This window comes from Butyricicoccus pullicaecorum DSM 23266, from assembly GCF_900167005.1.
Classification (GTDB): Bacteria; Bacillota; Clostridia; order Oscillospirales; family Butyricicoccaceae; genus Butyricicoccus; species Butyricicoccus pullicaecorum.
In genome coordinates, this window is record NZ_FUXW01000018.1 from 13,566 (window position 1) to 29,543 (window position 15,978).

Genomic DNA, 15,978 nt, shown 5'->3' on the forward strand with positions numbered 1-15,978 from the left:
TTGAGAGAGGTAAGAACCCCATGCATAAGAAGTTAAACGGCTTGACCGCGGCTGAGGTCGAGGAAAGCAGGAAAAAACACGGCGCGAACAGTATCCCGGAGGCAGAGCCCGAAACCTTCTGGCAGCTGTTCCTCGAGGGATTCCAGGACCCGATGATCCGCATTCTGTGCGTCATCGCGGTTATCATGTTCGGTATGTTCCTCGTGGGCGAGAGCGACTGGTATGAGCCGGTCGGCACCATCATCGCCATTCTGCTGGTAAACTTTGTCTCGGCACGCACCGGTGTGGCCAACGACCGCGCATACCGTGACCTTAAAGCATCCCAGAAGAAGGATACGGTCAAGGTACTGCGCGAGAGCGTCATCAAGGTCATCCCGGCAGACGAAGTCGTTGTCGGCGACGTCATCCTGCTCCAGTCGGGCGATAAGATTCTGGCCGACGGTATTCTGGCAGAAGGCGCGCTGTCGGTCGATAACAGTGCGCTCAACGGCGAGGCCGAGGAGTGCCCCAAGAGCGAAGCCCCCGACGGCTTTGCCATCCCCGAGACCATCACGGGCGACACCTTCGTTGACGCACACAGCCTGTTCCGCGGCGCAACCGTGCTCGACGGTGAGGGCTACATGATCGTCCAGAAGGTCGGCCTTGACACCATGATGGGCAAGATGGCCAAGGACATGGAAGACAAGGAGCCCGACTCGCCGCTCAAGGTCAAGCTCAACAAGCTGGCCGGTCAGATTTCGGTATTCGGCTACATCGGCGCAATCATCATTGCACTGGCTTACTTTGTCCACTTTGTCATGTTGGCAGGCGGTCTGTCCGCTTATCTGGCAACCGGCGGTCTGTCCATTCTGGGCGACGTTATGAACGCTATTGCCATCGCCATCACCATCATCGTCTGTGCGGTTCCCGAGGGTCTGCCGCTGGTTATCGCCCTCGTGCTCATGCAGAACACCGGCAAGCTGCTCAAGGTCAACGTGCTGGTGCGTAAGTCCATCGGTATCGAGACCGCAGGTTCGCTCAACATCCTGTTCAGCGATAAGACCGGTACGATCACCAAGGGTCAGCTGGAAGTTGTCGAGTTCTTCGACGGCTGCGGCCGTACGACCGACATCAATACGGCAGCTGCGATGCGCGAAGCGCTGCACCTGTCCATCGGTAAGAACACCGGTGCGCTGTTCGACGACCAGCATCACGTCGTCGGCGGCAACATGACCGATCAGGCGCTGCTGAAATTCCTCGGTGAGGAGGCATTCCACGCGCTGGCAGCCCGCGACGACTGCGAGATCGGCGCACAGCAGGACTTTAACAGCGCCAATAAGTTCAGCCAGGCGTATCTGCCCGGTCAGGGACGCACCTTCTACAAGGGCGCACCCGAACGCCTGCTGGCCAAAGCCAAGAAGTGCCTGGACACGCAGGGCAACGAGGTTGATATCGATGAGACTGCCCTGGGTCAGAAGATCGACGATTTGGCAAACCGCGCCATGCGCGTGCTGGCCTTCGGCTACAGCCGTGAGAAGCTCGTCCGCGACGAGATTCACGACGATCTGGTGCTGATCGGTCTGGTTGGTATCCGTGATGACGTACGTCCCGAGGCGCGCGAGGCCATCGAGGAGGTACAGAAGGCGGGTATTCAGGTCGTTATGATTACTGGCGACCGCCGCGAGACCGCAATGGCCATCGCACGCGAGGCAAATCTGTACCACGGCGGCGACGAGCTGGTTCTGACCTCTGCCGAGCTGGCTGAGATGAGCGACGACGAGGTCAAGAAGATCATCCCGCGCATCCGCGTCATCTCCCGTGCGCTGCCGACCGATAAGAGCCGTATGGTGCGCCTGTGTCAGGAAATGAATCTGGTTGTCGGTATGACCGGCGACGGTGTCAACGACAGCCCGGCGCTCAAGCGTGCCGATGTTGGCTTCGCGATGGGTTCGGGTACTGAGGTCGCCAAGGAAGCCGGTAAGCTGGTTATTCTGGACGATAACTTTAACTCCATCAAGAACGCTATCTGGTATGGCCGTACCCTGTATATCAACATCCTGAAGTTCTGCAAGATGCAGCTGGTCATCAACCTGGCGGCGGTCTTTGTCTCGGCAATTTCGCCCTTTATCGGCATCGAAAGCCCGCTCAAGGTTACCCACCTGCTGTGGATTAACCTCTGTATGGACTCCCTCGCATCGCTCATGTTCGCGGGCGAGCCGGCACTCAAGAAGTATATGCGCATGAAGCCGCGCCGTCGTGATGAGAGCATCATCAGCCGTCCGATGGCCATTCAGATCGTCATTATGAGTATCTGGCTGACCATCCTGAGCCTTGTATGGTTCAAGGTGCCCTTCTTCCGCGCATGCTTTGCCACCGAAGCCCAGTGGTACACCGGTTTCTTCTGCATGTTCGTCTTTGCCTTCATGGTCAACGCGTTTAACGTGCGCTCGGACAGCCTGAACGTCTTCGAGCACATTGGTGAGAACAAGCGCTTCATCCATATCTGGCTGGCGATCATGGCAGTACAGGTGCTTCTGGTTTCGATCGGCGGCGTGATCGGCGAGATATTCAGCTGCGTACGCTTCGGTTTGGATGGCTGGATCGCGGTCTGCCTGATGGCACTGACCATGTATCCGGTCGACCTCATCCGCAAGGTACTCACCCCCAAGCCCAAGGCATAACAAACAATTCGGTGTCCCGTACCCGTCTTCGGGGTGCGGGGCACTTTTTTGGTCAGGAGGCGTTTATGGATCTCTTTGCGTCCGATCTGGACAATACCCTGATTTATTCCTACAAGCGGGATATCGGGACGGATACCGTGTGTGCCGAGGTGTACGAGGGAAGACAGGTATCGTTTATGACCAAACGGTCACGCGAGTTGCTCGAAAAGGTGAACCAGACCATGCACTTTGTACCGGTTACCACCCGGTCGGTGCAGCAGTACGAGCGTATTCGTTTCGGGGATACTTGGTCGCCGCGCCTGGCATTGGCCGCAAACGGCGGTGTATTGCTGCGGGATGGTGTATCCGACCCCGATTGGTACAAAGCGTCGTGCGACCTCATCGCACCGGCAGAACCGGCTTTACAGCAGGCCGAAGCCGTGCTCGAACATGACCCGAACCGCACGCTGGACGTGCGGCGGGTAGACGGCCTGTTTGTGTTCACCAAGAGCGCGGATGTGCCGCGCACGCTGGCATGCCTGCGGGATGCACTCGACCTGACCCACGTCGAGTTGTTCGAAAATGGGGTCAAGGTGTACGTCGTGCCGCGTGTGCTCAATAAGGGCACCGGCGTGCGCCGCCTGCGCGAGTGGTTTCCCGAAGCCCGGGTGTTTGCCGCGGGGGACAGTTTGTTCGACCTGCCGCTGCTCGCGGCTGCCGACACGGCATTCTGCCCCGATGCGCTGGATTATACCGGTCAGCCCGGACAGACAGTCGTCACCGTATCCCCGCAGGATGGAATCTTTTCCGACGTGGTGCTCGGTCGGTTGACCGCAAACATAGACGGATAATAGGAAAGGCTCCCAATCGGGAGCCTTTTTGTGCGTTATACCTGCGGAACAACGGTCTCGGGGACGGGCGGTACCACTTCACCGCAGCCGGTGCAGATGTCCTGATCGGAAGCACCGTTGCAGCTGATGTAGCTGTCGCCGACCGACGCGACCGCGCCGAACTCAACCGGGACAGCGACGCAGATGTCCTGCGAGATGGTGAAAACGCAGTAGCCACTGTCATTGTATGTGACAGACCAAAAGAGATTCCATAAAAATAGGAAAAATCCCGCCGGGGACTGCACAGAGGGTTTCAAAAGACGAGAAGGTAATCTCGCTTGCCGCAAACCGTGTGAAAGAGAACTGGTATTCGATAGCCTGTCATGGTAAAATGAAGCCAGAGCCCAAATAAAAGAATTTGCGCAAGATGGAGGCATACCGATGAACCTGCCCACATATAATGAAGATCCCGCCGTGCTGCACGTCGGGACGATAGAAAATCACGCGTATTTCATCCCGTTTTCGGACGAGGAGAGCGCACGCACGCACGACCGCACACGCTCGGCGCGTATGACCTTGCTCAGCGGCACCTGGCGTTTTGCCTACTATCCGAACCAGTGGGACGTGCCCGATGCATTCAAAGAAGCCGACTTTGACGCCGACAGCTGGGATGCTATCCCGGTGCCGAGCTGCTGGCAAATGCTCGGATATGATCGGCATCAGTATACCAACATCCGCTATCCCTTCCCGTTCGACCCGCCGTACGTTCCCGAGGACAACCCCTGCGGCGCGTATGTGACCGATTTTACGCTGGATACCCCGGACGACGTGACTGAACTGCACTTTGAGGGCGTGGATTCGTGCTTTTATGTCTGGGTCAATGGCAATTTGGTGGGATACAGTCAGGTTTCGCACTCGACCAGCGCATTCGATATCAGTGCCTTTGTCCATGCCGGACGCAACCGGCTGGCGGTATTGGTGATGAAGTGGTGCGACGGCAGCTATCTGGAAGATCAGGACAAGCTGCGCATGAGCGGTATTTTTCGCGATGTGTACCTGCTGCACCGTCCGCAGCACCACATTTTTGATTACACCGTGCGCACACCGGTGTCGGACGATCTGCGCGAAGCCGCGATTGACTTGTCGGTGGTCTGGAACGATGCACCCGGGCAGGCGATGTGCACGCTGTACGCACCGGACGGCACCCTGCTGGCACAGCAGCCGACCGACACGAGCGGGAGCGTGCACTTTGCCCTTGACCATCCGGTGCTGTGGAATGCCGAGCACCCGGCACTCTATGAACTGGTCATCTGCGCTGACGGCGAAACCATCGTCCAGCAGGTCGGTGTCAAGCACATTGCCGTTCGGGACGCGGTGTTGTACGTCAACGGCGTCAATATCAAGATCAAGGGCGTCAATCGTCACGACAGCGATCCCTTTGTCGGCTATGCCGTCGGACGGGAACATGTTCTGCGCGATTTGCGCATGATGAAACAGCATAACTTCAACGCCCTGCGCACCAGCCATTACCCGAATGCGCCGTGGCTGCCCGAACTATGCGCACGGATGGGCTTTTATATGATCGCTGAGGCCGATTTGGAGACGCACGGCGCGTTCAGCATCTATAACAGCCAGCCCTATGCCGAAGGTGAGTTCGATTATGAGCGCGAACATCCCTCGTTTGGCATGCTGTGCCACGATCCCGGGTTTGCCGATGCCATGCTCGACCGCGTTCAGCGCTCGGTCATCCGCGATAAGAACTGCGCAGCGATTTTGATGTGGTCGCTGGGCAATGAATCGGGTTTTGGTCCCAATCTGGAGCGCGCAGCGCACTGGGTCAAGACCTACGACCCCACAAGGCTGACGCACTACGAGAGCAGCATTTATTATTTGCCGGACAAGCCAAACGACCTGTCGGACATCGACGTGTACAGCCGCATGTACTCGTCTCCGGCAGCGTGCGACATGTATTGCGAAGAAGACGTGGTGCAAAAGCCCTTTGTACAGTGTGAGTTTGTGCACGCGATGGGCAACGGCCCGGGCGATATCGAGGACTATTTCGCACGTATTTACCGATATGACCAGTTCATGGGCGGCTTTGTGTGGGAGTGGTGCGACCACGCGGTCTGGATGGGCAAGACCCCGGAGGGCAAAGACCGGTATTTCTACGGCGGCGATTTCGGTGAGTTCCCGCACGATGGCAATTTCTGCATGGACGGTCTGGTCTATCCCGATCGTACCCCGCATACCGGCCTCAAAGAATGGAAAAACGCGGCGCGTCCGGTGCGTGCACAGTGGAAGAGCGACGACATCGGACGGGTCACGCTCAAAAATTGCCTGGACTTTACCGATTTGTGCGACGCAGTCACCTTGCGGTACGAAGTCACACAGGACGGCGCAGTCACCCAGAGCGGCACCTGTGATTTGCCGTCCATCCATCCCCACACCGAAGCCGAATTGAACTTGCCGCTTTGCATCCCCCAGACCGGCACCTGCTGTGTCAACCTGTATTATCTGCAAAAGCAGGCTGACGGTGTGCACGAGGTCGGCGAGGAACTGGGCTTTGACCAGTATGTTGTGCGGCGTGAGCAGCCGAAACAGCCAGAAAAGGCATCCTCTGCTGTGACTTGGCAGGAAGATCGTCGTATGGTGATCGTCACCGGAGCTGACTTCCGCTACGTGTGGAACCGCTGCACTGGGCTGTTTGACGAGATGACCGCCGGACAGATGACCTACTGTAAGCAGCCGCAGCAGTGGAATATCTGGCGTGCGCCGACCGACAACGACCGGGAAATCGCGCCGGTGTGGCGGCAGGCCGGGTACGATCGCGCACTGGTGCGCGTGTACGACAGCGGCGTGCGGCAGACCGAGGACGGCATCGAGCTGTGGGCGAATGCGGCACTGAACGCCATCCACATCCAGCACATTGTCGATCTGACGGTTTGTTGGACGATCATGGGCGACGGCAGCGTGCATCTGCGCGTGGATGGCAAGCGCAATGGACAGATGCCGTTTTTGCCGCGTTTTGGCCTGCGTCTGTTCCTGCCGCATGACTTTGAAACCGTGGATTATCTGGGATACGGCCCGCTGGAAAGCTATATCGATAAACATCAGGCATCTAAATTCGGACGCTACCGGGCTACCGTCACCAGCCTGCACGAAGATTACATCAAACCGCAGGAGAACGGCAGCCATTACGGCTGTACACGGTTGGAAATTGCGTCCGACCGCGGCGCAGCCATCGCGGTGACCGGTGACAGCTTCAGCTTTAACGCCTCGCACTACACCCAGGAGGAACTTGAGCACAAAGCGCATAACTTTGAGCTGACACCCTGCGACGCGACCGTGCTGTGCCTGGACTATAAGATGTCCGGTGTCGGCTCGAACAGCTGCGGTCCCAAGCTGGCCGAGGCTTACCAGTTGTGCGAAACGCAGTTTACCTGGGAGCTGGATCTGCGGCTTGGCCGGTGAGATAGAAAGGAATTTAAATCATCAATGAATCAGGAAAGCATACTGCTGCAAAACGCACTGCGCTACGAAGCTGGACACAATCGGCGCACACAGCACATTTTAAAGGTTTATGCCTTAACCCAGCTGATCGGGGAAGCGATGGGATTGGATGCACACGAACGCCGGATTGCGCAGGCAGCCGCCATTCTGCACGATATCGCAATCAAATATTGTAAGGAGCACTTTGACGGCGATGCCAGTCAGCAAAATCAGCGCCGTGTGGCACCCGAATTGGTGCACGAATTTTTGCAGCAGGCTGGGTATCCGATGGAGGACGAGCCCGAGATTGTGGCACTCGTCGAACAGCATCACGACTATGACCACCCGCACAGTCCCATGCTGCAAGCCTTGATTGAGGCCGATCTCATTGTCAATTGCTATGAGAGTGCACCGGATGAAGCGCAGCGGGCACGTATTCGCTCGTATTTTGTGAGCGATTTGGGCCGGGAACTGTTTGATTTGTACGTGCAGGGCTGCGCAAAATAATGGGTTCTGAACAGATAGCAAAAATCCCACCTGTTTTCAGGTGGGATTTTTTGCGCTTCCTTGGATGGTATATAAATATAGTATGGTTGCTTTTTGTTTTATGCTTCGGTTGCAGGTTGGTCTCCTAAGCAGAGCTGGCGCATGACATCCAGACCGTCATAGATTTCCCATGCCTCGACGATCTTGCCGTTTTCAAAGCGATATTGGGTGATGCCCAGAATCTCGACTGGCTTGCCGGTCGGTGCGCCGTACATACCGATACCCTCATGCAGGCCGCGCAGACGCCAGCGTGCCGATACATGCCATGAGCCGTCGGCACTGTCGTTGCAGGTCACACGGTCGACGATCATACGTGCATTGGGGAAAGAGGACAGCAGGCTGATGACCGCGCCCTGAATTTCATCATGACCGATCTGATCTTGGTTGCAAATACTGTGTACCACCGCGTTATCGGCATAGAAATCGCAGATTCGATTGATGAGCTTGCGATTGTATACCTCGTTGAGCAATTCAAGTACCTGTTCGCCGACCGAGCTATCCTTTGCACGATAAACTTCAGGGAGAAATTGACCTTCCATACACTCATCCCGTCCATACACTTGCTTTTCAGGCTGACTGGCAGCCATTTTTGCAGCCAATTCCCACGGATTCAGACCCAGCTGCTGCACAATCCACAGATTGTCGCGCACCAGCCATTCCTCGAAGATCTTGTTTTTGGTGCATGCACAGTCGGCAATGGTGCGGAAATAGACTTTTTTGCCGGTTGCCGGGCCGAAATTGCTATCGCCAAGGTTGGTGCCGGTGGACAGAATACGGTGGGAAGACAGAAAAACACCGGGGCTGTTTTCCGACCACACGACATCTTCTGCCATCAAACGGCGATCGGGGAAAGCGTGCAGGGTCATGAGGGTGTTGGCGATAACGCCGGACACGCCGGTCGAGGTGCTGTCACCAGAGTGAACCAGACAGTTATTGGCATAGGTATCATAAATCACGCCGATGCCCTTTTCCTCCCAGATGCGATGGGTGATTTTGAGGATATAGTCGACGATGTCCAGATATTCCTCGTCAAAACCGGGCAGTTCCTGCTTCTTTTCGGTGTGTTTGAGGAATTCTGCATAATTCTTGTGATCGATTGCGTTGACCTGAGAGCTGTCACCGTAATATACAACTGCATCTTTCATTGTGATACCTCCGTTGGGAATACATGATATTTTACTGGCGGGAATGTGCCAGAATTCGGATCAAAACAACCGAAAGACTCGGGCAGACAAGGGAATTGGACGAAGGCTGTACGGCCATATTGTTGCGTGGCTGCAACAAGTGTGCGCAAAAATGCATACACTGATATTGTGAATGACAATTTTTGCATTGCACTTTAAAGCCGAATTTTATCTGATTTGAGTCGATAACCGGATGAAATCAGAGCGGAATGGGAAGACATTTTTGCGTTCTTATCATCGAGATGGAGAGAACAAGACGTGCGTGACACGAGCCAAGCACCTGATATTTTAAATATGCAGCAAAAATTATGCCAAGTGCGGAAATACCCCGAAAACTGGAAAGGCAAATAAAAAAAACAGTCCCCAGATCGTTATGATCGGCATGGGACTGGTTTCTTTGTTTCAGTTTTTGATGTGAAAAAGTTCTGAACTGGTTGTAATACATAGGAAATCACGCGGAAACAAATAGGGGGTTGCGAAGGATGTATTTTATGCCTGCGGAAGCTCGTATTTGGGTGCAACACTTCCGCGCTTGATCAGCTCCATGTCAAAGACACGTTCGACGTGGGTGGAAGGCGAGCTGAGAATGCGCTCCAACAGGTCTACCGTGCATGGGATCATGCGTTCAAACGGGTAACTGATGGTCGTGAGATCATAGGCATCGAAGGAGCTGGCCGGGATGTTATCGAAACCAATGACCGAGATATCCTGCGGGATGGATTTGTGGAATTTCTTCCGAATCACATCCATAACACCCAGTGCAATGATATCAGAAGTGCAAAAAATGGCATCCGGCCAGGGCTGTTCGCTCAATGTAGCGAGAGCGGTTTCGTGTCCGGCGGTATAGCTGAAATCACATTCCTGCGTCCAGAGAATGCTTCCGCCGCGCTTGTTCACTTGCGCCGTGAAGCCATCAACACGCTCGATTTCCTTGGCGATGGTTGCGCTGCCGTTGAAAATACCGAAGGTTTTATGGCCTTGCGCCATCAAATAGTCGGCAGCCTGCGCGGTTGCAGCCGTGACATCGCAATAGACCGCGCTGAAATTGGAGTCGGGAATGTATCGGTTGAAGATGATAATGGGGATGTTGGTGCTGAAGAAGGGATTGATGATCTCGGAGCTGGTTGCGCTGGACGCGATGATGATTGCGTCTGTGCGGTATCGATGTACCTGCGTCAAAATGTTTTCCACACCGACGACAGGGTCAATTTCAAAAATCAGCACCTGTTTGCCGCGTTCTTGCAGCAGCGGCAGGAACTTTTTGACAATGTCGATGTAGAAATCACTTACACTTTTTCCGATAACGAAAGCGATAATGCCAGATCTTTGCGTAAACAATCCGCGCGCAAGCGCATTGCTTCCGTGATAACCCAGTTGATTTGCCGTTTGCAGCACAATTCTTCGTGTTTCCTCACGGATGCGGCCGTTCCAGCTCGGATCGAACACTCTGGATACGGTGGAGGGGGAAACACCGGCCTGCTGCGCGACATCAATGATGGTTGGGTTTTTCTTCATAATTCACCTCGTCACACTGATGACAATATTTGAACTTTTATATTACTCCTTTCATTACACAGATTCAAGCCTAAAATACAACAAAAAAATATGCATATTTTTGAAATATACATTGGTTGACAATCGCGTTGTTGCCATATTATACTGTGAGCAGACAAAATCTTGCAACTTATGAAAATATTGTCATTTGCATTAAGAGCGAGAATATGTGAAAATAAGGCTATATAGCCAGATATATGTGAGCAATTTTGAATATATCTGGGAGCAATATTTTTAACATGAAAATGTTACCATTCACAAAATTTCGTTTGGTGATTTTGCATATATGAATATATATACAGGTGGTGAGTAGAGGTGTCATTGGATCAGATCATTCTCTGGTTTGTCGCGATCGGCTTTGTGCTGGGCGGTATCGATAAGATTTTGGGTGGTCGATTTGGACTTGCACCCAAGTTTGAAGAAGGTTTTCATGCGATGGGCACGCTGGCCCTGGGCATGGTGGGTATTATCTGCCTGACGCCGCTGATTACAGACACCCTTGGTGCAGCAATCACGCCGCTGTTTACCGCGATCGGCGTAGATCCCGGCATGTTTGGCTCGATTTTGGCGAACGACATGGGTGGATACCCGCTGGCGATGGAGCTTGCGATTGATGAACGAGCCGGGCTTCTGGGCGGCGCGATTGTCGCTTCCATGTTCGGCGTCATTCTGGTGTTCCACATTCCGGTTGGCTTGGGACTGATTCCCAAGGAAAAGCATCCGTGGTTCGCACAGGGCCTGCTCATTGGCTTTATTGTCACCCCGATTGGCAGTATTCTGGGCGGTCTGGTAGCCAGATTCCCGCTGACGTTCATTCTGCGTAATATGGTGCCCATCATTTTGATTTCGGTTCTGCTGGCCATCGGCCTGCGCCTGGCGCCGAATGCCATGGTCAAAGGGTCGCTCTGGTTTGGACGTGCCGTCACAGCGCTTATCTACTTTGGACTGATATGCGCGGGGTTTGAAACCATCACCGGCGTCACAATTTTGCCCGGTATGACGCCGATTTCCGAAGCAATGCAGACGGTTGGACACATTGGTGTCATCCTTGCGGGTACATTCCCGGTGCTGTTCATTCTCCTGCGTGTGCTCGACCGGCCGCTGAAGGCTGTGGGACGGCACTTGGGACTGGACTCCAACGCGACTGCGGGACTCATTTTTGCATTGGCAAACTCGGTTCCGGTGTTCACCATGATTAAGGACATGGATCGAAAGGCGACCATCATTAACACCGTGTGGGCGATTACGGTAGGCGCTGCGCTGGGCGATCATCTGGGATACACCGCAGGCGTGCGGCCGGATATGATCGTGCCCATGATCGTCGCTAAAGTTTCGGCAGGTATCTGCGGCGTTGCCATTGTCATGGCACAGGAATGGCTGCGTGGGAAAAAACAAGTAAAAATCAGCGGCTGAGACCGTTGACATAGAACAACGACTCTGGGAGGTAATGAAGTAATGGAAACCATGTACAAGGCGGATCGGCTTTACAACGAAATGATGGAAGTCGATCGAAAGATCAAGGCTCTGGAAGTGAAGGATGAGCAATCCATCACGGAGTATTTCCGACTGTATAAAGAGCTGATTTACAACCATAAGTGGATTGGTAGCGTATACGACATCTATGCGGACGATGCAAAGTTGTATCGCGAAAACGGTGATCTGTACGATGGCGCACATGCAATCATGCAGGAAGCGCTCAAGTTCACCGCAGCATTCCCCGATCTGAAGATTCACATGCGTGATTGCTTTGCAGTCAAGAAGGGTGACGAGTACAAGGTATGGCAGTACTACACCATGGAGGGCAGCAACCGCAATCAGAGCATTTACGGCCCGGCAACCATGCGCGAGCTCAATCCCAACGAGTGCATCACCATGAGCATGGCAACCGTCCGCAACATCAACGGAAAGTGGCGTATTGTGCGTGAGTTTACCATGTACAGCATGGAGTGCATCAAGGCCGCCTGCAAGCCTGCGGAGCAGTAAGGCGATCCTTCTATCAAAAAACAGATTTGAGAAAGGCTGGTTAGAGTCCAATGTTGGCCAATATCACAGAAAATAAAAAGATCACCGAAATGACGGTGGATGAAATCATGGCGGAGCGTGCGCTCTATGAAGAGGTCATCCGCAACTGTACGTACAAGGAACCCCAGGAGATTGCAGATTTGTTCGAGGCATACACCATGCTGATCTGGAAGCACAAGCAGGTGGGCCGCGTGTATGATTTCTACTTTGACGGCCTGAAGGAAGAGCGCGACGGCGGCGCGAACCTGGAAGGTTCGGATCATGTCGTTTGGGATACGCTGCGCACGCTCGCACAGTTCCCCGATCTGAATGTAGAGTTTGTAGATATTCACTGTGTCCGCGATGGCGACAACTACCGCTTCGGTCAGGTCGTTTACAATACTGCCTGCGGTAAGGGCGGCGTTGGCCCGAATGGTCCCGGCAAGGATCTGAGCTTCGAACCCTACGAAGACTTGGAGATGTGCGAATGCTGGATCCAGTTTATTGATGGCAAGTGGCGCGTCGGTAAGGAGGCGAGCATCCGCAGCAATGATGCATACCGTCGTCTTCTGGAGTAATTAACAGCGAGAAAAAAGAGAAAAAGAGATTGAGAAAGGAGATTTATCCTTATGGTACGTAAGATCGTTATTGTACTGCTCGGCATCGTTTACCTGTTCGGATGCGGCGTAATTCCGCAGCTGATGAATGTCTGGAATGTAGAAGGGTTTATAGGTCCTTTCCCCTGCTTCTTTGTTGGCCTGTATGCAATCTCTGGCCTTCTGGTTTTGTTGACCTTGTTCCTGTTCTTGTATGAACGGAATGATAAGACATTCGAAGACTGATTCTAGAGAAAGAGAGGAAAGAACCCAATGGATGTTGAACTGATTAAAAGCCCAATTCCGATCATCATGATGGTGATTTACATTGCCATTGTCATTTGGATGGCATGGTATCAGGGATTTTCTAAGAAGGCACTGGAGCGCAAAAAGAACCAGACCTTTGAGGATTATCTCACCGGCGGTAAATCCAGAAATGCAATCATTGTATTCCTGATTACCTGTGTCACATTCTATTCCGGTACTACCTTTACCGGCCGTGTCGGCTTCTTCTACAACTTCGGTGTAGCTGGTTTGAACTCGGTTATCACTTGTGCGGCTACAGGCCTGGTTATGTACTTCCTTAGTGAGAAAGTATGGCCGATTGCAAAGAAGTATCGTCTTTCGACGCTGCCCGATATCATGGAACTGCGCTATCAGAGCCGTTATGTCAAGATGCTGGTTTCCCTGATTATCGTTTGCTTTAACATCATCTGGCTCATTACCGAGATCCGCACGCTGGGTCTGGCGATGAATCTGGCTTCCGGCGGCACCCTCCCGATCGTGGTTGGTTCTGCAATCGCATTCACCATCATCATTATCTATGTCGCAACTGGCGGCGTAAATTCGGTATCCATGGTCGATAGCTTCTCTGCATGTGTCATGCTGGGCGGCTCACTGATGGTACTGGCCTACATCATCAGCCATTTCTTTGGCGGCAGCCTGGGCGATATGTTCCACTCTGCACAGGAAGCAGCTTCGACGCTGTATGCCGGCGAGACCCAGGCCTCCATCTTCACCCTTGCTAACAGCGGCGATTACAACCGTCCGTACTGGGTTTCTAATGTTGTTCTCGGTACCCTGGTTATGCTGGTATATCCCTCGAACTTCATGAGCATCTGCCTGGCTAAGAACGTACGCGAAGTCAAGAAGTCCTCTCTGGCGACTGCGGCTTCCGGCATCTGGCTGAGCATTTACGGTATCTTTGGTGCGTGCGTTCTGGGCGCTGTTGCCAAGGGCTACACCATCCAGAACCCCGAAGCAGGTCTGCTGGAACTGTGCTCGCTGGGCGGCAATCCCATCATGCTGGGTCTGGTCTGCACCTTCATTCTGGCTGCTGCACTGGGCACTCTGGACTCGACGCTGATTTCTCTGTCCGGTCTGGTATCCAACGACCTCATCACCAATGTAATGCATATCAGAAAGGGCACGCCTCCGGTCGGTGCCGACGGTATCCAGAGTGCAGAAGCAATCCAGCAGCGCGTACAGAGGGATGCAAAGAAGGAAGTATTCCGTACCCGTGTTATCGTTGTCATCCTGGGCGTGATCGGTTTCTGCTTCAGCCTGACCGATCTGCCGCTGCTGACCCTGCTGACCGATATGGCAACCAACGGTATGGTACTGGTTACCCCGACGATCGCAGCGGGTCTGTTCTGGAAGAAGGCAACTCCGCATGGCGCAATTGCGAGCATGGTTGTAGCGGAAGCTGTTTACCTCGGAATGTATTTCTCTGGTATCCGCTATGTATGGGGCGGTTTCTTCCTTGGCTTCCCGGCAATTTTCTGCGGTATCATTACGATCATCGTGGTTTCTCTGGCAACCGAGAAGAAGTTCTACGAGAAGCACAGCGCACAGACCGATATCTTCAAGGATTTCTTCATTCGTGGTCGCGTTTCTGCTTGGATTCGCGAGAACATGTAAAAATTTGATTCCAATGCTGCATGCGCCGTGTGCACGCGGCGCATGTATAGACGCAATCAGGCTGATGTGAAATATCATCGGTTTGCATTGGATACATAAATAACTCCCCCTCAGTTTTGTGAGACCTCTCCGGACATGTACGTTGCATGCCTGGAGAGGTCTTCGTCTTGTTTGCGGGATTGAGGTGACCCGGATGCATGCATGATTATGTGGGGGGATGGTAAATATTATTTGTTGGAATTTAACCGTGTGATCTTAAAATGTACAGGGACTGTATCGAAATCGTGTGATTTTCAATTATAAGAAATTATAACATCCACGCAGATGTACTGTTCTTTGAAGCTGTTTTGCTTGGAGAAAATGAGGAAGTTTACTGTGCAGTAGAACATAAAAACTGCCTTGGACTGGAATGACCGCATACAAAAAGAGAACGATCAAAATTCCCGTATCGAAAGATACGGGAATTTTTTATGAAGTGGGCAAAGCCTCTACATCATCTCTTGTTTAAGTTTGAGCCCTTCAATCGTATCACATAACTTGATAATTTCGTCGGGATAAATGTCAGCTTTCAACATACTTCATCCTCCACAGTATTCGTCTGGACAGTTGGCGCAACATCCATGATCATGATACGGTTAATCAATTCTTCACTGCGTGTGATTCATTCTTCGATAATCTTCTAGAATACGAAGTCATGGTTTTTTATATCTTTCGTTTCAGATGAATAGAAATTTATCTGAGATAGATCAGAATTTTGCTTAAATGTGTCGATAATCGAAATTAGAAGAACTTGATAGATGGAACCATGATTGAATCGTTTTGGCTGGGGTAACGGGGGAAGAAGATGCTTATTTGAGTGTTCTAATTTGCTGTTACAAAACAAAGTTAGTTTTTGCAATTTAATTGCAAAAATAGTTATATTTTTATAAAAATTCAAATGAATCCCTAGATGTTCATATCCGTTTCTCTCGTGAGCAGAATTTATTTAAAGAGTACATAAATAATAAAAATATGGAATTTAGTCACAATATACAATTGAAATAGCAACAGAATAGTGCTACAATACATATATTATGTGAAGCTGGAGGATTCAAAATAAGAAAGATATTAAAGTTATAGTATTATCGATAATATTATAAAAACATTAAAATATAATAAAAGGTTTGCACGTTAGATTCATTTGAAGCTGTATTTTAGATAGAGAAGTGTATAAAAAGGA

At 52.3% G+C, this 15,978-nt stretch carries 12 protein-coding genes; 9 read left to right on the forward strand and 3 right to left on the reverse strand.

Translation table 11 applies throughout. The annotated features are described in order from the left end of the window. Positions 1-20 precede the first annotated feature (20 nt). Positions 21-2,660 carry a calcium-translocating P-type ATPase, PMCA-type gene (locus tag B5D52_RS14455; RefSeq protein WP_016149163.1) on the forward strand — a complete coding sequence of 880 codons (2,640 nt, stop codon included), beginning with the start codon at positions 21-23 and terminating at the stop codon, positions 2,658-2,660. A 65-nt stretch (positions 2,661-2,725) separates the two neighbouring features. Then, positions 2,726-3,490, forward strand: coding sequence for an HAD family hydrolase (locus tag B5D52_RS14460; protein WP_016149164.1), 765 nt, complete (start codon positions 2,726-2,728; stop codon positions 3,488-3,490). Between the two features lie 35 nt (positions 3,491-3,525). Here B5D52_RS14460 and B5D52_RS14465 read toward each other — a convergent pair whose 3' ends face one another. Then, positions 3,526-3,786 carry a hypothetical protein gene (locus tag B5D52_RS14465; RefSeq protein WP_178139606.1) on the reverse strand — a complete coding sequence of 87 codons (261 nt, stop codon included), beginning with the start codon at positions 3,784-3,786 and terminating at the stop codon, positions 3,526-3,528. A gap of 124 nt (positions 3,787-3,910) precedes the next feature. Here B5D52_RS14465 and B5D52_RS14470 point away from each other — a divergent pair, with 124 nt between their 5' ends. Together B5D52_RS14470 and B5D52_RS14475 are read left to right on the forward strand one after the other, a co-directional pair. Next, positions 3,911-6,940, forward strand: a complete 3,030-nt coding sequence (locus B5D52_RS14470; protein ID WP_016149166.1) for a glycoside hydrolase family 2 TIM barrel-domain containing protein — start codon at positions 3,911-3,913, stop codon at positions 6,938-6,940. A gap of 24 nt (positions 6,941-6,964) precedes the next feature. Next, positions 6,965-7,465 (forward strand): HD domain-containing protein, encoded by a 501-nt coding sequence (locus B5D52_RS14475; RefSeq protein WP_016149167.1) that lies wholly within the window; start codon positions 6,965-6,967, stop codon positions 7,463-7,465. Positions 7,466-7,563: 98 nt separating this feature from the next. On the opposite strand, the gene B5D52_RS14480 is transcribed toward B5D52_RS14475, so the two are convergent. Both B5D52_RS14480 and B5D52_RS14485 read right to left on the reverse strand, forming a co-directional pair. After that, positions 7,564-8,649: an ester cyclase gene (locus B5D52_RS14480; protein WP_016149168.1), complete on the reverse strand. Its 1,086-nt coding sequence runs from the start codon at positions 8,647-8,649 to the stop codon at positions 7,564-7,566. A 528-nt stretch (positions 8,650-9,177) separates the two neighbouring features. Further along, entirely contained in the window at positions 9,178-10,203 is a 1,026-nt protein-coding gene (locus B5D52_RS14485; protein WP_016149169.1) for a LacI family DNA-binding transcriptional regulator, read from the reverse strand. A 354-nt stretch (positions 10,204-10,557) separates the two neighbouring features. Between B5D52_RS14485 and B5D52_RS14490 the strand changes: the two genes are divergently transcribed. Genes B5D52_RS14490 through B5D52_RS14510 form a run of 5 tightly spaced genes read left to right on the forward strand, consistent with a single transcriptional unit; the run spans position 10,558 to position 14,759 of the window. Then, positions 10,558-11,655 carry an ethanolamine utilization protein EutH gene (locus B5D52_RS14490; RefSeq protein WP_016149170.1) on the forward strand — a complete coding sequence of 366 codons (1,098 nt, stop codon included), beginning with the start codon at positions 10,558-10,560 and terminating at the stop codon, positions 11,653-11,655. A 42-nt stretch (positions 11,656-11,697) separates the two neighbouring features. Continuing rightward, positions 11,698-12,225 carry a nuclear transport factor 2 family protein gene (locus B5D52_RS14495; protein ID WP_016149171.1) on the forward strand — a complete coding sequence of 176 codons (528 nt, stop codon included), beginning with the start codon at positions 11,698-11,700 and terminating at the stop codon, positions 12,223-12,225. Positions 12,226-12,275: 50 nt separating this feature from the next. After that, positions 12,276-12,821, forward strand: a complete 546-nt coding sequence (locus tag B5D52_RS14500) for a hypothetical protein (protein WP_016149172.1) — start codon at positions 12,276-12,278, stop codon at positions 12,819-12,821. A gap of 51 nt (positions 12,822-12,872) precedes the next feature. Next, a complete protein-coding gene (locus B5D52_RS14505; protein ID WP_016149173.1) occupies positions 12,873-13,085 on the forward strand; it encodes a hypothetical protein in 213 nt (70 codons plus the stop codon). A gap of 27 nt (positions 13,086-13,112) precedes the next feature. Continuing rightward, the gene (locus tag B5D52_RS14510) at positions 13,113-14,759 is read left to right on the forward strand and encodes a sodium:solute symporter family protein (protein ID WP_016149174.1); all 1,647 of its coding nucleotides are present in this window, start codon (positions 13,113-13,115) and stop codon (positions 14,757-14,759) included. Positions 14,760-15,978: the final 1,219 nt, after the last annotated feature.